Origin of the sequence: Kistimonas asteriae, assembly GCF_018263925.1 — a bacterium.
GTDB lineage: Bacteria > Pseudomonadota > Gammaproteobacteria > Pseudomonadales > Endozoicomonadaceae > Kistimonas > Kistimonas asteriae.
In genome coordinates this window covers 344,736-365,512 of the sequence record NZ_JAEVHF010000002.1, presented here as the reverse complement: position 1 = coordinate 365,512, position 20,777 = coordinate 344,736, and the positions used below count along the sequence as shown (strand labels likewise).

At 52.3% G+C, this 20,777-nt stretch carries 18 protein-coding genes; 11 read left to right on the top strand and 7 right to left on the bottom strand.

Features of this window, described 5'->3' with window-relative positions:
- Positions 1 to 4: 4 nt before the first annotated feature.
- From KHS78_RS03885 to nfo, 7 genes are all read left to right on the top strand, one after another.
- Entirely contained in the window at positions 5 to 2,341 is a 2,337-nt protein-coding gene (locus KHS78_RS03885; RefSeq protein WP_211825279.1) for a Tex family protein, read from the top strand.
- A 157-nt stretch (positions 2,342 to 2,498) separates the two neighbouring features.
- Positions 2,499 to 2,948 carry a PaaI family thioesterase gene (locus KHS78_RS03880; protein WP_211825274.1) on the top strand — a complete coding sequence of 150 codons (450 nt, stop codon included), beginning with the start codon at positions 2,499 to 2,501 and terminating at the stop codon, positions 2,946 to 2,948.
- 14 nt (positions 2,949 to 2,962) lie between these two features.
- A complete protein-coding gene (gshA, locus tag KHS78_RS03875) occupies positions 2,963 to 4,540 on the top strand; it encodes a glutamate--cysteine ligase (RefSeq protein ID WP_211825272.1) in 1,578 nt (525 codons plus the stop codon).
- Positions 4,541 to 4,609: 69 nt separating this feature from the next.
- On the top strand, positions 4,610 to 5,113 hold the full coding sequence (locus KHS78_RS03870) for a disulfide bond formation protein B (protein WP_211825270.1): 504 nt from the start codon (positions 4,610 to 4,612) through the stop codon (positions 5,111 to 5,113).
- On the top strand, positions 5,114 to 5,497 hold the full coding sequence (locus tag KHS78_RS03865) for a CidA/LrgA family protein (RefSeq protein WP_211825269.1): 384 nt from the start codon (positions 5,114 to 5,116) through the stop codon (positions 5,495 to 5,497).
- Positions 5,487 to 6,203, top strand: coding sequence for an LrgB family protein (locus KHS78_RS03860; protein WP_211825268.1), 717 nt, complete (start codon positions 5,487 to 5,489; stop codon positions 6,201 to 6,203). The genes KHS78_RS03865 and KHS78_RS03860 overlap by 11 nt, the downstream gene beginning before the upstream one ends.
- A 65-nt stretch (positions 6,204 to 6,268) precedes the next feature.
- Complete coding sequence (nfo, locus tag KHS78_RS03855) at positions 6,269 to 7,111, top strand: deoxyribonuclease IV (protein WP_211825267.1); 843 nt, start codon at positions 6,269 to 6,271, stop codon at positions 7,109 to 7,111.
- A 188-nt stretch (positions 7,112 to 7,299) separates the two neighbouring features.
- On the opposite strand, the gene KHS78_RS03850 is transcribed toward nfo, so the two are convergent.
- Positions 7,300 to 7,593: a hypothetical protein gene (locus tag KHS78_RS03850; RefSeq protein ID WP_211825266.1), complete on the bottom strand. Its 294-nt coding sequence runs from the start codon at positions 7,591 to 7,593 to the stop codon at positions 7,300 to 7,302.
- A gap of 457 nt (positions 7,594 to 8,050) precedes the next feature.
- On the opposite strand from KHS78_RS03850, the gene KHS78_RS03845 reads away from it, so the two are divergent.
- Positions 8,051 to 8,263: a cell division protein ZapB gene (locus tag KHS78_RS03845; protein ID WP_211825265.1), complete on the top strand. Its 213-nt coding sequence runs from the start codon at positions 8,051 to 8,053 to the stop codon at positions 8,261 to 8,263.
- A 71-nt stretch (positions 8,264 to 8,334) separates the two neighbouring features.
- Here the strand turns inward: KHS78_RS03845 and brnQ are convergent, their stop codons facing one another.
- On the bottom strand, positions 8,335 to 9,666 hold the full coding sequence (gene brnQ / locus KHS78_RS03840; protein ID WP_246506056.1) for a branched-chain amino acid transport system II carrier protein: 1,332 nt from the start codon (positions 9,664 to 9,666) through the stop codon (positions 8,335 to 8,337).
- 370 nt (positions 9,667 to 10,036) lie between these two features.
- Positions 10,037 to 11,959, bottom strand: a complete 1,923-nt coding sequence (locus KHS78_RS03835) for an ATP-binding cassette domain-containing protein (protein WP_211825264.1) — start codon at positions 11,957 to 11,959, stop codon at positions 10,037 to 10,039.
- A 26-nt stretch (positions 11,960 to 11,985) separates the two neighbouring features.
- Between KHS78_RS03835 and KHS78_RS03830 the strand changes: the two genes are divergently transcribed.
- Positions 11,986 to 12,510 carry a TIGR02444 family protein gene (locus tag KHS78_RS03830; RefSeq protein WP_211825262.1) on the top strand — a complete coding sequence of 175 codons (525 nt, stop codon included), beginning with the start codon at positions 11,986 to 11,988 and terminating at the stop codon, positions 12,508 to 12,510.
- 45 nt (positions 12,511 to 12,555) lie between these two features.
- Here KHS78_RS03830 and KHS78_RS03825 read toward each other — a convergent pair whose 3' ends face one another.
- Positions 12,556 to 13,542, bottom strand: coding sequence for a histone H1-like repetitive region-containing protein (locus KHS78_RS03825; RefSeq protein ID WP_211825260.1), 987 nt, complete (start codon positions 13,540 to 13,542; stop codon positions 12,556 to 12,558).
- 843 nt (positions 13,543 to 14,385) lie between these two features.
- Between KHS78_RS03825 and KHS78_RS03820 the strand changes: the two genes are divergently transcribed.
- Positions 14,386 to 15,105, top strand: coding sequence for an FKBP-type peptidyl-prolyl cis-trans isomerase N-terminal domain-containing protein (locus tag KHS78_RS03820; RefSeq protein WP_211825258.1), 720 nt, complete (start codon positions 14,386 to 14,388; stop codon positions 15,103 to 15,105).
- A 75-nt stretch (positions 15,106 to 15,180) separates the two neighbouring features.
- On the opposite strand, the gene rsd is transcribed toward KHS78_RS03820, so the two are convergent.
- Entirely contained in the window at positions 15,181 to 15,651 is a 471-nt protein-coding gene (rsd, locus tag KHS78_RS03815; protein ID WP_211825256.1) for a sigma D regulator, read from the bottom strand.
- Between the two features lie 412 nt (positions 15,652 to 16,063).
- Here rsd and KHS78_RS22410 point away from each other — a divergent pair, with 412 nt between their 5' ends.
- Entirely contained in the window at positions 16,064 to 16,195 is a 132-nt protein-coding gene (locus tag KHS78_RS22410) for a hypothetical protein (RefSeq protein WP_281416983.1), read from the top strand.
- Between the two features lie 70 nt (positions 16,196 to 16,265).
- Here KHS78_RS22410 and aceF read toward each other — a convergent pair whose 3' ends face one another.
- Both aceF and aceE read right to left on the bottom strand, forming a co-directional pair.
- Positions 16,266 to 17,888, bottom strand: a complete 1,623-nt coding sequence (aceF, locus tag KHS78_RS03810; RefSeq protein ID WP_211825254.1) for a dihydrolipoyllysine-residue acetyltransferase — start codon at positions 17,886 to 17,888, stop codon at positions 16,266 to 16,268.
- A 67-nt stretch (positions 17,889 to 17,955) separates the two neighbouring features.
- A complete protein-coding gene (gene aceE, locus KHS78_RS03805; protein WP_211825252.1) occupies positions 17,956 to 20,616 on the bottom strand; it encodes a pyruvate dehydrogenase (acetyl-transferring), homodimeric type in 2,661 nt (886 codons plus the stop codon).
- Positions 20,617 to 20,777: the final 161 nt, after the last annotated feature.

Genomic DNA, 20,777 nt, shown 5'->3' with positions numbered 1-20,777 from the left:
CCCCATGGAGAGCATCTTTCAGCGCATCGCTGCAGAGTTGAATGTACGACCACAACAAGTCACCGCCACGGTCAATCTGCTGGATGAAGGGGCCACGGTTCCGTTTATCGCCCGTTACCGGAAGGAAATCACCGGCGCCCTGGATGATACCCAGTTGCGTACCCTGGAAGAGCGTCTCCGTTACCTGCGGGAAATGGAAGAACGCCGTGACACCATCCTCAACAGTATTCGTGAGCAGGAGAAGCTGACACCGGGACTGGAAAAGTCCATCAAGGAAGCCGATACCAAGACCCGGTTGGAAGACCTCTACCTGCCCTACAAGCCGAAGCGTCGCACCAAGGCCCAGATTGCCCGCGAAGCGGGTCTTGAGCCGTTGGCAGAAGGGCTGCTGGCCGATCCGACACTGGATCCGGAACAGGAAGCCGCCCAATACATCAATGCCGAACTGGATATTGCGGACACCAAGGCAGCACTGGACGGCGCCAAGTACATCCTCATGGAGAAATTCAGTGAGGACGCGGAATTGCTCGGTACACTGCGGGACTACCTGTGGGAAGAAGGCCGCATGAGCAGCCGCGCTGTCGCCGGCAAGGAACAGGAAGGCGCCAAGTTCCGCGATTATTTTGAGCACGACGAACCCATCAGCAAGGTACCGTCTCACCGGGCGCTGGCGATTTTCCGGGGTCGTAATGAAGGCTTCCTGCAGGCTTCTATCACGGTAGAAGGTACGGAAGACCGGAGCCAGGCGCATCCCTGTGAAAGCATGGTGGCCAGCTTCTGGTCAATCAAGAATGAAAGCCGTGCCGCAGACAAATGGCTCGGTGAAGTCGTACGCTGGACCTGGCGTGTCAAACTGTTGCCCCACCTGGAAGCAGAACTGATGACCCGGGTTCGGGAAGCGTCGGAAGAGGAAGCCATCAAGGTCTTCTCCAAGAACCTGCACGACCTGCTGCTGGCCGCACCGGCTGGCCCAAGGGCCACACTGGGTCTGGATCCGGGCCTGCGTACTGGGGTTAAAGTCGCCGTCGTTGACGCTACCGGTAAACTGGTGGATCACACCACCATTTTCCCCCACGTTCCCCAGAACCGCTGGAATGAGTCTCTGGCCGCTATCGCCAAGCTGGTGCTGAAGCACAACGTTGAGTTGATTGCCATTGGTAACGGCACCGCCTCCCGGGAAACCGACCGCTTTGCGGCTGAGCTAATCAAGCAGTTCCCCAAGCTGAACCTCTCCAAAGTTGTGGTCAGTGAAGCGGGCGCATCCGTTTACTCAGCCTCGGAAACCGCAGCGAAAGAATTCCCGGATCTGGATGTCACCTTCCGTGGCGCGGTATCCATCGCCCGTCGTCTGCAGGATCCGCTGGCTGAGCTGGTCAAGATTGAGCCCAAGTCCATTGGTGTTGGCCAGTACCAGCACGATGTCAGCCAGACACTGCTGGCACGCTCTCTGGACGGGATTGTGGAAGACTGTGTAAACGCGGTTGGCGTCGATATCAACATGGCGTCTGGCGCACTGCTGGCACGGGTTGCCGGTCTGAACCAGACCATTGCCAACAATATCGTTGAATATCGCAACCAGAACGGCGCATTTACCAGCCGTAACCAGTTGAAATCCGTGCCTCGCCTGGGGGACAAAACCTTCGAACAGTGTGCGGGCTTCCTGCGCGTCATGAGTGGCGAGAATCCACTGGATTCTTCCGCCGTGCATCCTGAGACCTATCCAGTGGTACAAGCGATCGCAGCACGGTTTGAGCGTGACCTGCGCAGCCTGATCGGTGATACCGCCTTCCTGAGATCACTGAATGCTGCTGACTATACCAGCGAGGCCTTTGGTATCCCCACAGTCACCGACATCATCAGCGAACTGGACAAGCCGGGACGTGACCCCCGTCCCGAATTCAAGACGGCGGCATTCCAGGAAGGTGTCGAGGACATCAAAGACCTGAAGCTCAACATGGAGCTGGAAGGCGTGGTGACCAACGTGACCAACTTTGGCGCGTTTGTGGATATCGGCGTCCATCAAGATGGTTTAGTGCATATTTCCGCGCTTTCCAACACGTTCGTGAAAGATCCGCGGGAAGTGGTCAAAGCGGGTGATGTGGTTCGGGTCAAGGTGATGGAAGTTGACGTACCCCGCCGCCGGATCGGTCTGTCAATGCGGATGTCGGATACCGCAGAGGAGCAATCCGAAAACCGCCAGCAACAGCGGGCAGAACGGGGCAAGCCCCACGCAGCACGCCCATCCAACCAGGCCAAACGTCCTCAGGGACAACGGCAGAAAGCAGATAACGGCGGTACCTTCGCCGACCTGTTCGCCAACGCCAAGAAACTGCGCCGCTAATCATCCAGCAGAGGGGGAGTACACACTTCCCCGCTGCCGATGAATTGAGCGCGTTAGCATGGATGCAGTGTCAGCCACTGCGCGGTATAGTGGCTGACCATTTACTTACAGTTGCTGGACATCAGTGATAACGGCCAGGAATTGCGGAATCCAAAGCATGGCTGCAGATAACAACGAACAGGAAGACTGTCAGCTTCCATCGCATAAACAGACTATACGCCGGGGCAGTGACTACAGTCGCCATCTTGGTATCGATTTTCTGGACGCTGACGAAGGCTGCAGTAGACTGTCCATGGATATACTGCCGTTCCATGCCAACATGCGCGGGCATGTCCATGGCGGTGCGTTGTTCTCTCTGGTCGATGCCGGCATGGGGATTGCCCTCTACTCCCGCTTGCCCGACAATCTCGCTGCCGCAACGATCGAAAGTAAAATCAATTACCTGAAAGCCGTCACCAAGGGCCAACTGATCTGCGAATCCCGTGTTATTCATCTGGGCTCCCGCACCGCGGTGCTGGAAGCTGACGTGATGCAGGACGGTCAGCCTGTGGTCAGGGCGCTGGCTACATTTGCACTGATTCCGGCCAGTGACGATCAATCCCGTTAAGCAAGGGTTACAGCTTGTCCCAGATATTTGAACGCCGCCTGCAGGCTCTGCAAAAGGCTGAACATCACCACTGTCTGCGCCAGATCCGCCATGGCATCGAAAAAGAAGGCCTGCGCGTGACGGCAGACAGCCACCTGTCGCAGACTCGCCATCCGGAACGTGTTGGCGCCACCCTGACGCATCCCTATATCACGACCGATTATTCCGAAGCACTGCTGGAATTCATTACGCCGGTCTACCAGGATATTGGCGCCACGCTGGCCTTTCTTGAGGAACTGCACAGTTTCACCCTCAAGCAGATGGATCCTTCCGAATTTCTCTGGGGCTCCAGCATGCCGCCGGTACTGGAAGGGGATGACCGTATTCCTGTCGCCTGGTATGGAACGTCCAATATTGGTCAGATGAAGTACATCTACCGTCAGGGGCTGGCCCATCGCTACGGCAAAGCCATGCAAACCATTGCCGGTATTCACTACAACTTCTCATTGCCGGGCACCTTCTGGTCACTGCTGCAAACACTGGCAAACGACTCCCGTGAACTCATCGATTACCAATCGGAAGGCTATTTCGCACTGATTCGTAACTTCCGCCGTTATTCCTGGCTACTGATGTACCTGTTTGGCGCCTCTCCAGCCATGGATCGCGGTTTCCTGGATCAACATCCAGATGGTAACCTGCCGCTGGAATCAGAAGGTGACAGCACACAACTGATGCCCTGGGCGACATCGCTGCGAATGAGCGACCTTGGCTACACCAACAATGCCCAGTCATCCCTGAATATTTGTTACAACAATCTGAACGACTACGTAGAAAGCTTGTGGCAGGCCATCCACGCGCCTTATGCCGAGTATGAGAAAATCGGTCTCAAAAAAGACGGCGAATACCTGCAGCTCAACACCAACCTGCTTCAGATTGAAAATGAGTATTACAGCCCGATCCGCCCCAAGCGCGTCACCCGTTCCGGGGAGAAGCCCGTCGTGGCCCTGCGCGAACGCGGTGTCGAATATATCGAGGTTCGCTGCCTGGACCTGAACCCATTCCTGCCACTGGGCATTGATACGGTTCAGGCGCGTTTTCTGGATGTTTTCCTGGTGTACTGCGCCCTTCAGGACAGCCCTGCTATTGAAGAAGCGGAATGTCAGGCGATTGCCCGGAACTTTGAGAAAACCGTCAACGAAGGACGTCGCCCTGGTTTGACGCTTGAGCAGCAAGGTCAAAGTACCACGTTAACAGACTGGGGACTTGCACTACTGGATCAGATGGAACCTGTCGCCGCCTTGATGGACAGTATTCACGGCACCGGTGACTTTTCCATGAGTATTCGCCAGCAACGGCGCAAGCTAAACAACAGTGAGCGTACGCCATCAGCCCTGGTGATGAACACGCTGTCAAAGCACAACCATAGCTTCATTGAGATGTCGCAGGAGCTGGCCGAGATTCAATCCGACTATTTCAGGCAAATCCCCCTGAGTCAGTCCCGGATCGACTATTTCTCAGAGTTGGCTCAGCAATCCCTGCGTGACCGGCAGGCCATTGAGGCAGCGGATACTGTCGACTTTGACACGTTCCTGGCGCAATACTTCGCCGACTGAACAAGACTGGCGACGATGCGGTACCGCGTTCGTCGCCCAATAACAAAACAAGGATATAACGAGGCTTCCATGCTGATTCCCAAGTCACGCCATCTACACCTACTGGCTTTCCTGGCTGTCATCGGACTGCTGGCAACGGCCATGTTCTTTGAGCATGTCATGATGCTGGAACCCTGCCCGCTGTGTATCACCCAGCGCATTGCATTCCTGATCCTTGGCCTTATTTCATTGATTGCAGCTATTCACAATCCAACAGGACGTGGGCTTCGCGTCTACGGTGGCTTCATTTTGGCCTTTGCCATCGTCGGCGCAGGCCTGGCGATCCGGCAGCTATACTTGCAGGGGCTTCCGCCAGAACAGGCGCCCGCCTGTATGCCCGGCATTGAATACCTTGTCGATGTCATGCCCATGAATGAACTGATCAGCATCATGTTCAGCGGTACCGGCGACTGTGCTGAAGTGCAGTGGCGCTTCCTGGGTCTGTCGATTCCAGGCTGGACTCTGGTTGCCTTTATCGGCTATGGCCTGTTTGGTGTACTGGAAATGATTCGTAAGCGGGATATCGTGCAGTAAATGATCAAAGGGCTGTTTATCCTGTTGCTGTTCCAGAGTCTGGGCGAAGCCATCCACCGCTTCGCCCATGTGCCCGTGCCTGGTGCGGTGATAGGGATGATGCTGCTGTTTCTCTCTCTGCCCTTTTTTGGAGCTTTGTCAGATGACCTGGCAAGTGCCAGCAGTCATTTGATACGACACATGTCGCTGCTGTTTGTCCCGGCAGCAACCGGTTTCATCTTTTATCTGCTCCACAGCCAAAACCAGACCCTTCCTATTTTGGCCGTTGTCTCCCTGGGTACCGTGATTGTTATTGTGGTCACTGCGCTGGTGATGAAAAACCTTGTACGCGGCAGCTATAAGCCGGAGAACGGTGCCTCAAAGGTCCCTGAAAATGACCATTGATACCGATGCCATCCGGGCTTTCATCTGCACTCCACTCTTTGGCCTGACACTGACGCTGGGCTTTTTCCAACTGAGTGCCTGGCTGTTTCGCAAGTCCGGCGAATTCCCTCTCCTGCACCCTGTCTTAACTGCCGCCATACCGATTGCCGTTGTCATTTATTATCTTCCGATGGACTATCGCGATTATGCGGACAGCACCGAGCTACTCTCGATTCTTCTGGGCACAGCGACAGTTGCCCTGGCCGTACCGCTTTATCATCAACTTCCCACCATTCGCGCAGAAGCACCGGCCGTTGTTGTCACACTGTTGGTTGGCGCCACGGTTGCGCCACTTTCTGCAATCGTCATTGCATGGCTGACAGGCGGGAATATGGAAACCCTGTTGTCTGTCGCACCGAAATCGGTCACAACCCCCATCGCCATGGCCGTATCGGAAAGTATCGGTGGACTGGTTTCCGTGACGGCTGGCACAGTGATCAGCGTCGGCGTGTTTGGCGCCGTCGTGACGGTCCCGCTGATGCGAATGATGCGTATCGATAACCAGGCTGTACTGGGTTTTACGCTAGGGTTATCAGCACACGGCGTGGGCACTGCCAAAGCCTTTGAATGCAGCACGACCGCTGGTGCTTTTGCCAGCCTGGGCCTGGCACTGACTGGCGCATTGACAGCCATTGCCATGCCACTGATTTATCACCTGCTTTTTTGACCATCTGTCGTCGTTTTTAATACCATCACAATTATTCTTTTCGATAATCAGGTTTTATTGTTTTTATGAAATTTGTTGGCGCCCACGTCAGCGCTGCCGGCGGTGTGGAAAATGCGCCGGTCAATGCCCATCACATCGGAGCGACCGCTTTCGCCCTGTTCACCAAGAATCAACGACAGTGGAAGGCTAAACCGCTGACCGAAAAAAGCATCCAGCTGTTTCGGGAACGCTGTGATCGTTATGGTTTCACGCCAGCGCAAATTCTTCCCCACGATAGCTACCTGATCAACCTTGGCCATCCTGAACAGGAAGCTCTGCAAAAATCACGAACGGCGTTCATTGATGAGATGGAACGCTGTATGCAACTTGGTTTGGATCGCCTCAATTTTCATCCTGGCAGCCATCTTCGTACGATCAGTGTCACGGAATGCCTGAAGCGTATTGCCGAGTCCATCAACATTGCGCTGGATAAAACGGAAGGCATCATCACAGTGATTGAGAACACTGCCGGCCAGGGCAGCAACCTTGGCTGGCAATTTGAAGAACTTGCCGAGATTATTGACCACGTCGAAGACAAAAGTCGTATTGGTGTTTGTCTGGATACCTGCCATACCTTTGCTGCAGGCTACGACCTGAGAACAGAAAGCGCCTGCAAAACCACCTTCCAGCAATTTGCCGATACCGTAGGCTTCGAATACCTCAAGGGTATGCACCTCAATGATTCAAAAGGGGAACTGGGCTCCCGAAAAGACCGTCACCACAGTCTCGGTCAAGGGGAAATTAGCTGGGATGTCTTCCGCTATATCATGCAGGATGAGCGCTTCAACAATATTCCCCTGGTACTGGAAACCATTGATGAATCAATCTGGCCGGAAGAAATTTCTGCGTTAAAGATGCTGGAAAAGTGAACGCTCAATAATGCAGCCCAGCTCGTTTCATACAGCGGCTCACCCTATGCGATTTTCAAGAGCAATACTGTTTTCATAGCGATATTGTGAAAACAGTATGGCCACTCACAATCCCCCTGCAAGCACACTGACCAATATAAGTGACGGTTTCAAGAAAAGCAGGCAAATTGAAAAATCCCCAAAACGTTTCATATCCGCGTATGCAAACAGTCTATCGCTTTTGATAGCGGGTATTGTTCCAGTGCAAGCTCTGTTATTGCCAGCAAATGACTCAGAAATGTACTTTCAATCTGCGATGAAGAAAAATGAATACCCTCGGCTGCAATGTAATCCTCAACGGAAACATCATTCAGTAGAGACAAGTAAAATGCTTTCAGAGCCTCTTCTTCGACATTCAACGACGAAATAATTCTTGCACACGGCACGCTTATCGAACCCATTGACCATTCTCCCTGAAGCCCAAGATGATCAGCTCCACTCACCTCTCTAACGCCATCCCTTTATTAAAGGAATCAATAGAAGCTACGACTCGAACAATACGCTTTTCAATCCTCTGCCAGCCCTGATACCTTTTCCATGGATCAGCCTTTAGTCACTGATTAACCGTTTGCCACGATGCCATTAAACGTCATTATAGCAATAGAGTTTCTAATCGTTATTGAACGTTCAAATATAAACGACGCATAGACTGGATCGTAAAGATTCCGTGAAGACTGGATCAGTCTGATGGCCCAATTCCCCAAACATCTGCCGATGAATAACAATTTGTATGCGTTTCAGCGCAACATTCTCTTTCAGGGCGTTGGTACCGCTATGCGTTCACTCTATAATAGAGGCCAAACAGCCATGAAAGGCGACCGTTCCCGACCTGCCAGGCAGCGAGGATCGTGTTTCCAATAACAGTCATGGACAATTGCCTCCGCCACGTGAGATGAAGCTATGTCTATTGAAAGCCTCGGCCAGCTCGAAAGCAAAATTCAGAACGCCATCGACACCATTGCCCTGAACAAGATGGAAGTCGAGGAACTGAGAGAAGCCAAAACCCGCCTCGAAGAAGAAAACGCCCAGTTAAAACAGGAACTGCAGGCGTGGACTGAGCGGGTCAGCAGCCTGATCGGCAAACTCGACAGCCTGGCAGAAGAAGCGCTTTAAGCCTGTTTCCATGCCCATAAAAAATGCCACCTTTCGGTGGCATTTTTTATTTCGCGTTTAGATTATCGCTGTTAAGCAAGGCTCTCCTGCCGCACAGGTGAACCACTCTTCAACATACCAATCACAAAGCCCGCAACACCAGGCACCATCCACCCCAGACCACTGCTCTGCAGCGGGAGATGGGAATAGACGTCTACCAGAGGCTGAACAAACGACAGTCCGGCAGCACTCAGTCCATCGACAATGCTAATGGCCAATACAGGCAACAGTGTAAAGGCAAACACGATACCCGGCTGAGCAAAACGCTCACGGAACAGACAAAGCATTATCAAGGCAATCGCAATCGGGTAGACAACCAGCAATGCAGGAATGGTGACAGCCAACAGCTCAGTCAAACCCATATTGGCAATCAGGGCGCTCACTATCGTACAGAGCACCACATAACCCCGGTATCCCATCACGGGCAGCACTTCTGCAAAATATTCACCGCAAGCCGTCATCAGTCCAACGGAGGTCGTGAGACACGCCAGACCAATCGTCAGCGCCAGGATAATCATACCCCAGTCACCAAATACGGCCGTGATATAAAGATTCAAAATCCGCGCACCGTTTTCTGCGCCAGCAGCAATCGCATAACTGGTCGCCCCCAGGTAAGAAAGCACGATATAAACAACGGACAGTCCCACCGCAGCAATGATAGCGGCAATAATGGTGTAACGGGTCAGATCGGCGCGATCTTCCACACCCCGCTGACGCAGCGCAGTGATGATAACAATACCAAAAGCCAGTGACGCCAGGGTGTCCATCGTCTGGTAACCCTGTTTGAAGCCATAAATGAATGCAGGCTCTTCCAGATGCATTCCCGCTTCAGCGACCACACCCTGCGGTGCAGCAAAAACACCGATGGCAATGGCAACCAGAACCAGCACCAGCAACGGGGTAATCAACTTACCCACCGTTTCAATCAGCCTACCGGGGAAAAGCGCCAACACCAGCGTCAGCAGGAAAAACCCTGCACTGTACAGGGCAAGGGCACCGGTACTCTCTTCACCAACAAACGGCAATACGCCCATTTCAAAAGAAACAACCGCCGTCCGGGGTGCTGCGAAGAGCGGCCCGATCGCCAGATACAAAACAATACCCGTCAACATGGCGGCCCATTTGGGAAGGTCCTGGGTAAAACGATCCAGACCACCGCCCAGTTTTGCAGCAACCATCAGCCCCAGCAAAGGGAGCCCAACACCGGTTAACAGGAATCCGGCCGCCGCAGGGACGACAGCTTCACCGGCCAACTGGCCAAGAAAGGGAGGGAAAATCAGGTTACCTGCGCCCAGAAACAGCGCAAAGGTCATCAGGCCAACGGCCACTACATCAGTAGATTTCAAACGAATAGACAAAGACATACCCCTTTTCGTGGCATTACGGCAGCCCTTCGGCTGATGTCACAAGAGGGATGCAGGCAGGTAAGAAAGCACGGGGTCGCCGGCTCGCTACTCCGAAAAAGGATAGTTTCGCGGAGCGGTGATCGCAGCTCTTGTGAAGCATTGATCATCCCTTGCATACCCAGAATGCCCTGTCCTGAAACTGGCTGGACTCTATCACGGCACTCAGCCAGCGGAACATGACAATTAAGCTTCCGCTATATATCCCACACTTTTCACCGCCACCTCAATTACGGCTTATACCTATAAGGAGACTGAGCAGCTGTCTCACCCTTAACAGGAAAAACATCTAAAAATGGCGCCATATCTGCGACTGGCGCCCATTTTTTGCTCAGGAAACCTGACTTTCTGCCATCTCCAGGGCTTCACAGGCTTCCATCCACTCATCCTCCAGCTGCTGCGATTGCTGTTTCAACGCAGTCTGACGCTCCAACAGGATTTTCAATTGCTCCTTACCATCATCGGTATAGAGAGACGGATCATGCAGAGACTGCTCCACCTCTGACAATGATGCATGACATTTCTCCAACGTCTGCTCCAGCTTTTCGACCCGCTGGCGGTAGGGACGCAGTTTTGCCCGCAAAGCCGCTTCAAGGCGCTTTTGTTCTTTACGGTCACGGGCCGAAGAACCGGCAACAGAATCCGTCGTTACCTGATCGGAGGTACCACGCAAACTCGCACTGCGACGTTGCTGGGAGAGCCAGGTGGCATAGGCATCCAGATCGTCGTCAAACGGTTCCATTTTACCGTCGCTGACCAGATACAGTTCATCGGTGGTATTGCGCAACAGATTCCGATCGTGAGAAATCAGTACCATTGCGCCGGTATAGCCCTGCAGGGCCATGGTCAGGGCATGCCGCATTTCAAGATCAAGATGGTTGGTTGGCTCATCCAGTAATAACAGGTTGGGCTTCTGCCAGGCCACAATGGCCAGCGCCAGTCGCGCCTGCTCGCCACCGGAAAAGCCTTTAACCACTTCCAGTGCCTTTTCGCCATGAAAACCAAAGCCACCAAGGAAATCCCGGATTTCCTGCTCCCGGGCAGTTTTGGTCAAACGTTGGATGTGCAACACCGGTGTGGCATCCAGATCCAGACTTTCCAGCTGATGCTGGGCAAAGTAACCAATTTTCAGGTGTTCGCCTTCAACGCGATCCCCTGCCAGTAACGGTAACTGATCGGCAAGCGTTTTCATCAGCGTGGATTTACCGGCACCGTTCTGCCCCAACAGACCAATACAACTGCCGGGATGCAGCCCCAGCGAAACTTTTTTCAGTATTGGCGCTCCGGCATAGCCCATTTCTCCTTTTCGGATCATGAGCAGTGGGTCAGAAAAACGCTCAGGTTCAGGCAGCGTAAACGTGAAGGGGGAATCCACATGGGCTGGAGCAATTTCTTCCAGACGATCGAGAGCCTTCAGACGGCTCTGAGCCTGTTTCGCCTTGGTCGCCTTAGCGCGAAAACGGCGAATAAAGTCATCCAGATGGGCTTTCTGCTTCTGTTGCTTTTCATAGCTGGATTGCTGCAGCGCCAGACGCTCAGCCCGGGTACGTTCAAAGGCGGTGTAATTACCCCGGTACATCGTCAATGTCTGCCGTTCAATATGGGCAACCTGGTCGACAACACCATCCAGAAAGTCGCGGTCATGGGATATCAGCAGCAACATGCCCGGATATTGCTTCAACCAGCTTTCCAGCCAGATGATGGCATCCATATCCAGGTGGTTGGTGGGCTCATCCAGTAACAGCAGGTCAGACGGACACATCAATGTCTGTGCCAGGTTCAGGCGCACTCGCCAACCACCGGAAAACGAGCGGACACTGGACTCCATCTGATCCTGACTGAAGCCTAATCCATGCAGCAACTGCTCTGCCCGGGATTTGGCTGAATAGCCATTATGGCTTTCCAGCGCGGCATGATGGATGGCCAGGGCATTGTCATCGTGGCGGGCCTCAGCATCCGCAATCGCCTGCTGGATACGGCGCAGCTCAACATCGCCGTCCAGGACATAGTCAACAGCAGGCCGGTCAAGGGCAAGCACTTCCTGGGCCATATGGGCAATCCGGAGATTTTTGGGAATACCCACATCACCAGCATCTGCCGATATATCTCCCCGAATCAAGGCAAAAAGCGTTGATTTCCCGCAGCCATTGGCACCAGTCAAACCAATCTTCTGGCCCTGGTGGATAACGAAACTGGCCTCTTCCAGCAGGCGTTTTCCGCCACGCATGAGGTTAATTTGCTGTAATCTGATCATGACGCGCATTCTATGTTAAGGCTGTCATGAAGAACATATCCGACAATCCCTTTTGGCATTACTCCGTACATCTGTGGCCAACGGCTGGAGAAACCCTGTTAATGCTGCAGGATTCCTATCAGCTGGATATCAACATGGTGCTATATTGCTGTTGGCTGGCAGAAGAAAAGCGAATCATTCATTCGTCGGATCAACTCGCGAATTACTGGTCTGAAATATCCCAGTGGCAGGACGAGGTGATTCATCCTCTAAGAAGCATCAGGCAAAACATGAAAACAATGATCAAACCTGATGTCGACCTTCAGAGCCTCTATTCCCAGTGTAAGCAGATTGAATTATATGCTGAGTGTATCCAGCAAAAGCGACTTTTTAATCTGAAAAACCAACTCTCAAGAAGCAGTAATATGCACAGTCATAAGCGGTTGGGAGAGAATCTTCAGCAGTATTTAAACGTTTGCGGCTCCCATAAAAACGACTATCCGATGTTACAAACCTTGCTCGCGCATTGCCTGAAAATAATAAAGGGGCCTAATGGCCCCTTAAATACTTGATGCTACATCGCCTATTCCAACCAGGGGAACAGGCTAGCCATCAGCTTATCTCTTTTTAACAGCCTTTCTTGTAGCGGTCCTGCGAGCAGCCGGCTTACGGGCAACCGCCTTTTTGGCAGGCCTACGCGCTGGTGCTTTTCTCTTAGCAGTCGTTTTCTTTACCGCTGCTTTTCTGGCAGGCGCCTTACGAGTTGCAGACTTCTTCTTAGCTGCAGTCTTCTTCGCAGTAGCCTTACGCGCTGCTGGCTTCTTCTTGGCTGCAGCTTTCTTCGCAGTAGCCTTGCGAACTGCTGGCTTCCTCTTGGCTGCAGTCTTCTTCGCAGTAGCCTTGCGAGCTGCTGGCTTCTTCTTGGCTGCAGTCTTCTTCGCAGTAGACTTGCGAGCTGCTGGCTTCTTCTTGGCTGCAGTTTTCTTCGCAGTAGACTTACGCGCTGTTGTCTTCTTCTTGGCAACAGTCTTCTTCGCAGTAGACTTACGCGCTGTTGTCTTCTTCTTCGCTGCAGTTTTCTTCGCAGTAGACTTACGCGCTGTTGTCTTCTTCTTGGCAACAGTCTTCTTCGCAGTAGACTTGCGCGCTGTAGTCTTCTTCTTCGCTGCAGTTTTCTTCGCAGTAGACTTGCGCGCTGTTGTCTTCTTCTTGGCTACAGTCTTCTTCGCAGTAGACTTACGCGCTGTTGTCTTCTTCTTGGCTGCAGTTTTCTTTGCAGTAGACTTGCGCGCTGTAGTCTTCTTCGCAGTAGACTTACGCGCTGCTGTCTTCTTCGCAGTAGACTTGCGAGCTGTAGTCTTCTTCTTCGCTACAGTCTTCTTAGCAGTAGACTTACGTGCGGTAGTCTTCTTCTTGGCGACTGCCTTCTTCGCAGTAGTTTTGCGAGCTGCCGGCTTCTTCTTGGCAACAGTCTTCTTAGCAGTAGACTTACGCGCTGTTGTCTTCTTCTTGGCAACAGTTTTTTTCGCTGCAGGTTTCTTTTTGGCTGTGCCGGCCTTCTTAGGCGCGGCTGACCTCGTGAATTCCATTTCTAGCTTTTCCATGGCTTTCTCCTTAGCGCTTGCAAGCTTGGATCATTACCTAACATCCCTGTATCACTTCCAGAAACTGTTGTATGCCACGGACATCCACGTCCACTGCCTACAACAGTATCTCTGGCCTTTACCTGCCTGATTACAATCAGGTCAGTTTAAACCTCTCGGCAATGTCAGCTTTACCTCATCCCAGCCAGCACCATTTTCGATTCTTAACTGCCCAGTGCTAACCTTGCTGCAACGCCAATATCACCTGAATGACTCTTCTAAACATTCAGCGTATTCAGAACGTAGAACATAAACATTTCTGAATCACTATCACAGCCACTCGCTGATTCCTTAATTATTGCTGTTATCCAGCGCAGTGTACTGTTGAGACATTCCATTAGATAAGTAGCAACTGTTAATCAAACGAAACATCTCACAACACTCTCTCAATGAAATTAAAGCGTTTTTCATCAAGGCAAAAACATTGATTATAAGAGTAGCTCAATTTATACCAATATTTTTACATAGATATAGACCATCATTTGCAGCCTACGCAAAATTTTTTTCAATTAACTTCGAACAATCCATTTTATTTTATTTGCCAAAAATAAAATAAAAACAAAACAACCTGCATATAAAGGAAAAAACTCCCACGTATTCATTTTCCTTTGCGATTCCAATAAAAGCACGCTTCATTACTCCCCCCTAAAAGAAGGTTCAAGGCTTATTAGTTCCAGTGTCAATATTACGTTATTATCTCTACAATAATAGCTAGCTACACTTGCCTTTGACATAAAATTGAACAATGATGTTCCGAACTTCCTTTCCCCGGAAGGGTTCTTCCAACCTGAAAAAGAGAATGCAATGAAGCTGAAAACGATTGCAGCCACACTGATTCTGGCCAGCACAACGAGTATGTCTGTACTGGCTGAAGGGACAACTCCCCTGGCAACCGAAAAGGCTAAGTTGAGCTACAGCCTTGGCGCCATGCTTGGCGAACGTTTGAAAAATGACTTTGACAATCTCGATCTTCAGGCGCTCTCACAGGGCATTGAGGATGCTGTGTCTGATAAGAAGCTGGCTCTGGATCGGAATGACATGATTGCAGTGATTCAGAAAGCCCAGCAGGCACAAGCGGAAAAAATGCAAAAAGAAATGCAGGAACAAGCCCAGAACAACCAGGAAAAGGGTGATCAGTTCCTAAAAGACAATCGCAAGAAATCCGGTGTTGTAACAACGGATTCCGGCCTGCAATATAAAGTACTGAAAAAGGGTAATGGACCCAAGGCATCACCAGATGCTGAAGTAACTGTCCATTATGAAGGCAAGACCCTTGATGGCAAAATCTTTGATAGCTCCTATGAGCGTGGCGAACCCGCCAACTTCAAAACCACTCAGGTTATTCCCGGCTGGACCGAAGCACTTCAGCTGATGCCTGAGGGCTCCACCTGGGAACTCTATATTCCCGCAGGTCTGGCCTACGGACCGGGCGGCATTCCAGGACGTATCGGCCCCAATGAACTACTTACCTTCAAAGTCGAACTGATCAAAGTCGGTGAGCAGGAAACCAAGGCGGTGAACTAAAGGAATGGCTGGTTGTGGTCAAACGATCAATCATCACAACCAGCCATTTGCAGAATAGCGCAACCGCAACCCAGACTACTGGGTAACAGCCTCCCCATGCGAGTTATGCAGCACTTCAATTAACTGGTCTTCAAGTGCAAAACGCTCTTCCAAACACTCACCGAGCTTGGAAAGAGCGACCTGCAGAGACTGTATGTCGCTGAACTTATCGATACCATCATTGAAGTCGAGACAGAATTCGGTTGTCTTCTGAATGGCGTCAAACAGCGCCGTTGCAGAGTTCAGAGCCACATTATCATCAAACTCTACGGCTTCCTGCTGAAGCTGTTCATAGATCTCGAAATGCCCCGCAGAGACATAATCAACCAGCATCTGGCAAAGATGTCGCATTTTCTCAAAAAAGGGACGTTCATCGACCCGTAACTGGTCAACACCGCTTAATGAACAGTAAAGAACCAATAGCTCCTGTCTCTCATTCAGCCAGTTGTCGATCAGCTCGGATACACCTCCCCAGCGCTCTTTGGCTGACTTGCAACCTTCCAGCATTATCTTTCCCCTTTACTGTTAGCGTCGGTTTTACAGCCAGTAGTAATGGAAAGGCTACCCAGAACGCGTCTGGATAACTTGAAGTCATTAGGTTACGGCAGCTCGCTATCCCCCGGCAAGAAGTTTATGACTGAAAATGCCGCTTTAGGGAATAAATAGCAATGCCATTGCATCACAATCCTCTTGTTAAGAAGATACGGAAATAAATAAAGTAAATTTAATTTTAATTGTTTATATAAGGAGCATGAGTAGCTTAATTTTCTGAATAATCAATATATTTTGACTATAAAAATGAAAACGGGTCACACAATAGCAACGACGCTTCATTGATCTATATCAATTAGCAACATCCAGTATCGATTTACAGTGAATAAATAAGAAATAGAAAAATCAACTGGAGGGAGATCAGAGTATGAACGAATTCGTAATGGTAAGCGGCTGGTTTTGCATAGGCTCTATCGGCGCACTCGCGGCTGCAGGTTTTTTGGCAGGTGGTTTACTGGCTTTTCTGGATAGCCGTATTACCCGAAATGATGGCCATTAGCCCCTAATTTCCCATAAGAAAAAATGCCAGCGTTTAAGCTGGCATTTTTGTTCGCAAGCTAAATCCACCTTCAGAGCAGGATGTTCCTGATATCTGAGAGCAACTGACCCAGCAGCGCAGTAAAGCGCGCCGCTTCAGCGCCATTAATCGCTCGATGATCATAGGAAAGCGACAAAGGCAACATCAAGCGAGGTGCAAACTCCGCACCATTCCACTTCGGCTTGATCTCCGCCTTGGAGATGCCCAGGATCGCCACTTCAGGCGCATTGACGATGGGCGTAAACGCCGTACCACCAACAGACCCGAGACTGGAAATAGTGAAGCAGCCGCCCTGCATCTCATCCGGCTTGAGTTGCTTGTTTCTGGCTTTCTCTGCCATAGCTACGCACTCATCAGCCAGCTCCCACAGCCCTTTCTTGTCGACATCCTTGATGACCGGCACCAACAAACCATCCGGGGTATCAACCGCCACACCAATATTGACGTATTTCTTGTAGATAATACGATCCACTTCCGGTGACAGGGAGGCACAGAACTGCGGCATTTCCTTCAGCGCATACGCGCACGCCTTCAGCATGAACGGCAGCGGTGTCAGCTTGCTGCCACGAGCCTGGGCAGCAGCCTTCTGGCTCTTGCGGAAATCTTCCAGCTCCGTGATATCTGACTCATCAAACTGGGTCACATGCGGAACGTTCAGCCAGCTGCGCTGGAAGTTCTTTGCCGCAACCTGGCGCAGACGGGTCAGTTCCTTCTCTTCGATCTCGCCCCACTTGCTAAAGTCTACAGCCGGCATCTGGGGAATACCCAAACCACCGGATACCTGAGCAGACTTCGGCTCGCTCAGCTTGGCTTTCACATAATTCTGAACATCCTCTTTCAGAATCCGGCTGCGGGGGCCAGAACCACGAACCTGTGACAGATCCACACCGAACTCACGGGCAATTTTGCGCACTGCCGGGCCGGCATGAATGCTCTTATTAGCCTGTTCCAGCTCACGGTTAGATTCAGCCGTCGGCTGAGTCGGAGCAGCGACAGAGGCTGCAGGCTGGCTTGCGGTCGGCTTATCAGCCTCAGGTGCCTGTGAAGGTGCTGCTGGTTGGGCTGCAGGCGCTGCACCGGCAACTTCCATCATCACAACCAGGTCACCCTGGCTAAGGGTATCGCCTTCCTTCACCTTCACTTCCGTGACCACGCCACTGAAGGGAGAAGGAACTTCCATGGTTGCCTTATCGGATTCCAGCGTGACCAGCGGGTCTTCTTCGCTGATCTCGTCGCCCGGTTTCACCGACACTTCAATAACCGGCACATTATCAGAACCAATGTCCGGTACCCGCACTTCCTTGATAACGGTCGCAGCTGCTGCTGCCGGTGCTGCTTCAGGCGCAGGCACCGCAGCAGGCGTTTGTGCAACGGGTTCAGGCGCTGCCGGTGTTTCTTCTGCGGGTGCAGCCGCACCGGATTCAGCCGCCATTTTCAGCAGGTCGTCGCCTTCAGCCACCTTGTCGCCCACCTTCAGCAGGACTTCGACAACGCGGCCATTGCGTGGCGCAGGCACTTCCATGGTTGCCTTGTCAGACTCAAGAACAATCAGAGAATCTTCGGCCTCAACCTGATCGCCCGCCCCGACACACACTTCGATGACTTCTGCGCCATCGCTGCCAATGTCCGGTACCTTGATGATTTCGTCAGTCATTCGTTCACCTTAGGATCTGGAACCGGGTGGCGGTTTTGACTCCGCCGCCACCCTGGGTTACAGAGCGTTAGCAATACAGGGGATTGTTCTTTTCCGGATCAATGCCGAATTTCTTCATGGCATCAACCACCACACTGGCTTCAACTTCACCGTCCTTCATCAGGCCAGACAGTGCTGCAACCGTGATGTAATAACGGTCAACTTCGAAGAAGCTACGCAGGTTCTCACGGGTATCGGAGCGACCGAAACCGTCAGTACCCAGGGCAACAAACGTACCCGGTATAAAGTCACGGATCTGATCAGCATACAGCTTCATATAGTCAGTCGCGGCAATGACAGGCCCCTTGCGACCGGACAGCTGCTTCTCAACCCAGGAAACACGCTTCTCAGCGGTCGGATTCAGCATGTTCCAGCGCGCGGCATCCAGGCCATCACGACGTAGTTCGTTGAAGCTTGTTGCGCTCCAGATGTCGGATTCCACCCCGAAGTCATTCCGCAGGATCTCTGCCGCTGCACGAACTTCTTCCAGAATGGAGCCACAACCCATCAGCTGAACCTTGGACTTGTCGTTGCAGGAGTTCTCTTCGAAGCAGTAAAGCCCCTTGATGATACCCTCAATGACTTCCTCACCTTCAGGCATCGCCGGCTGGACGTAGTTTTCATTCAGGGTAGTCAGGTAATAGAAGACATTTTCCTGATCTTCAACCATACGGCGCAGACCGTCCTGAATGATGACAGCCAGTTCATAGCCATAGGTCGGGTCATAGCTCACGCAGTTCGGGATGGTGGACGCCAGGATATGGCTGTGACCGTCCTGATGCTGCAGACCTTCACCGTTCAGCGTGGTACGACCAGAGGTTGCGCCTACCAGGAAGCCACGTGCCTGCATGTCGCCGGAAGCCCAGGCCAGGTCGCCAGTACGCTGGAAACCGAACATGGAGTAGAACACATAGAACGGAATCATCGGCACGTCGTTGTTGCTGTAAGAGGTCGCAGCAGCAATCCAGGCCGCGTGGGCACCGGCTTCGTTGATACCCTCTTCCAGAATCTGGCCAGACTTGGATTCCTTGTAGAACATGACCTGATCAGAATCCTGTGGCTCATACTTCTGCCCTTCCGCAGAGTAGATACCCAGCTGACGGAACATACCTTCCATACCGAAGGTACGGGCTTCGTCAGGCACAATCGGTACAACGTGCTTGCCGAGGGTCTTGTCCTTGGTCAGGACACCCAGAATACGGGTCAGTGCCATTGTCGTGGAAATCTGACGCTCGCCGCTGCCTTTGGTAACCGCTTCAAAAGCTTTCAGCTCAGGCACAGGCAGGGCAACCGTGGTCCTCGGACGACGCTGCGGAATGAAACCACCCAGCTTCTCACGACGCTTGCGCATGTAAACCATTTCCGGGCTGTCCGGATCCGGCTTGTAATACGGTACATTTTCCAGCTCATCATCACGGATCGGCAGATCGAAACGATCACGGAAATGCTTGAGATCTTCAATCGGCAGCTTCTTGACCGAGTGGCTGACGTTGGCTGATTCTGCGCTGGCGCCGGTGCCATAACCTTTAACGGTCTTGGCCAGGATAACGGTCGGCTGACCGGTGTGGTTCACTGCTGCATGATACGCGGCAAACACCTTGTACGGATCATGGCCACCACGGTTCAAACGCCAGATATCTTCATCCGACAGATGCTCAACCAGCTTCAGGGCTTCCGGGTCACGACCGAAGAAGTTCTCACGGGTCCATGCACCGCCCTTGGCCTTGCAGTTCTGGTAGTCGCCATCCACAGCTTCATCCATGACCTGCTGCATGGAGCCATTCTTGTCGTTGGCAAACAGCGGATCCCAGTGACGGCCCCAGACAACCTTGATGACATTCCAGCCAGCACCACGGAAGACACCTTCCAGTTCCTGAATGATCTTGCCATTACCACGAACCGGGCCATCCAGACGCTGCAGGTTACAGTTAACCACAAACACCAGGTTATCCAGTTTTTCACGGCCGGCCAGAGAGATCGCACCCAGGGATTCCGGCTCATCCATCTCACCGTCACCCAGGAATGCCCAGACCTTACGGTTCTGTTCCGGCATCATGTTGCGGTTGATCAGGTACTTCATGAAGTGTGCCTGGTAGATCGCCTGCAGCGGACCCAGCCCCATGGAAACAGTGGGGAACTGCCAGAATTCAGGCATCAACCAAGGGTGCGGATAAGAAGAGAGACCCTTGCCGCTCACTTCGGAGCGGAAGTTGTCCAGCTGATCTTCAGTCAGGCGGCCTTCCATGAACGCACGGGAGTAGATACCCGGCGCCACGTGACCCTGGTAGTACACCAGATCACCTTCACGGTCATTTTCCGGACCATGGAAGAAATAGTTGTAACCGATGTCGTACAGCGTAGCGCTGGACGCAAAAGAAGAGATGTGACCACCCAGGTCACCGCCGCGCTTGCTGGCGCGCATAACCATTGCCAGTGCATTCCAGCGAACCACGGAACGAATACGACGCTCCATGAACAGGTCGCCGGGCATCCGGGCTTCCTTGGCGGAAGGAATGGTGTTGCGGTAAGGGGTAGTGATCGCGTAGGGAAGCTGGGTTCCCTTGCGGCTGGCGTGCTGGGCCAGACGGGTCAGCAGGAAATGCGCCCGGTCTTCGCCTTCTTTTTCAAGCACGGATTCGAGAGCATCCAGCCACTCCTGGGTCTCCATCGGATCAATATCGCGCTGCATTGCTATGCTCCAAGCCCTGAGGGGAGGCGGAAAAATGCAACGGAATCCATCGCACCCGGCCGCCTGATGTTCAAATTATAGTCTTGAGCCCGCTGACGACACGCTGCAGCATGTCATGACAACTTTTTTAATCCGCAAGTAAAGCCTGCGGATCCAGACTC

What these genes read in the sequence shown, in the direction of transcription:
- KHS78_RS03830 (WP_211825262.1), top strand. Translation starts at nt 11,986, where the DNA reads ATGAAGAACATATCCGACAATCCCTTTTGGCATTACTCCGTACATCTG.
- aceE (WP_211825252.1), bottom strand. Translation starts at nt 20,616, where the DNA reads ATGCAGCGCGATATTGATCCGATGGAGACCCAGGAGTGGCTGGATGCT.
- KHS78_RS03860 (WP_211825268.1), top strand. Translation starts at nt 5,487, where the DNA reads ATGACCATTGATACCGATGCCATCCGGGCTTTCATCTGCACTCCACTC.
- nfo (WP_211825267.1), top strand. Translation starts at nt 6,269, where the DNA reads ATGAAATTTGTTGGCGCCCACGTCAGCGCTGCCGGCGGTGTGGAAAAT.
- rsd (WP_211825256.1), bottom strand. Translation starts at nt 15,651, where the DNA reads ATGCTGGAAGGTTGCAAGTCAGCCAAAGAGCGCTGGGGAGGTGTATCC.
- KHS78_RS03885 (WP_211825279.1), top strand. Translation starts at nt 5, where the DNA reads ATGGAGAGCATCTTTCAGCGCATCGCTGCAGAGTTGAATGTACGACCA.
- KHS78_RS03835 (WP_211825264.1), bottom strand. Translation starts at nt 11,959, where the DNA reads ATGATCAGATTACAGCAAATTAACCTCATGCGTGGCGGAAAACGCCTG.
- KHS78_RS03880 (WP_211825274.1), top strand. Translation starts at nt 2,499, where the DNA reads ATGGCTGCAGATAACAACGAACAGGAAGACTGTCAGCTTCCATCGCAT.
- KHS78_RS03865 (WP_211825269.1), top strand. Translation starts at nt 5,114, where the DNA reads ATGATCAAAGGGCTGTTTATCCTGTTGCTGTTCCAGAGTCTGGGCGAA.
- brnQ (WP_246506056.1), bottom strand. Translation starts at nt 9,666, where the DNA reads ATGTCTTTGTCTATTCGTTTGAAATCTACTGATGTAGTGGCCGTTGGC.
- KHS78_RS03845 (WP_211825265.1), top strand. Translation starts at nt 8,051, where the DNA reads ATGTCTATTGAAAGCCTCGGCCAGCTCGAAAGCAAAATTCAGAACGCC.
- KHS78_RS03870 (WP_211825270.1), top strand. Translation starts at nt 4,610, where the DNA reads ATGCTGATTCCCAAGTCACGCCATCTACACCTACTGGCTTTCCTGGCT.
- KHS78_RS03825 (WP_211825260.1), bottom strand. Translation starts at nt 13,542, where the DNA reads ATGGAAAAGCTAGAAATGGAATTCACGAGGTCAGCCGCGCCTAAGAAG.
- KHS78_RS22410 (WP_281416983.1), top strand. Translation starts at nt 16,064, where the DNA reads ATGAACGAATTCGTAATGGTAAGCGGCTGGTTTTGCATAGGCTCTATC.
- KHS78_RS03820 (WP_211825258.1), top strand. Translation starts at nt 14,386, where the DNA reads ATGAAGCTGAAAACGATTGCAGCCACACTGATTCTGGCCAGCACAACG.
- aceF (WP_211825254.1), bottom strand. Translation starts at nt 17,888, where the DNA reads ATGACTGACGAAATCATCAAGGTACCGGACATTGGCAGCGATGGCGCA.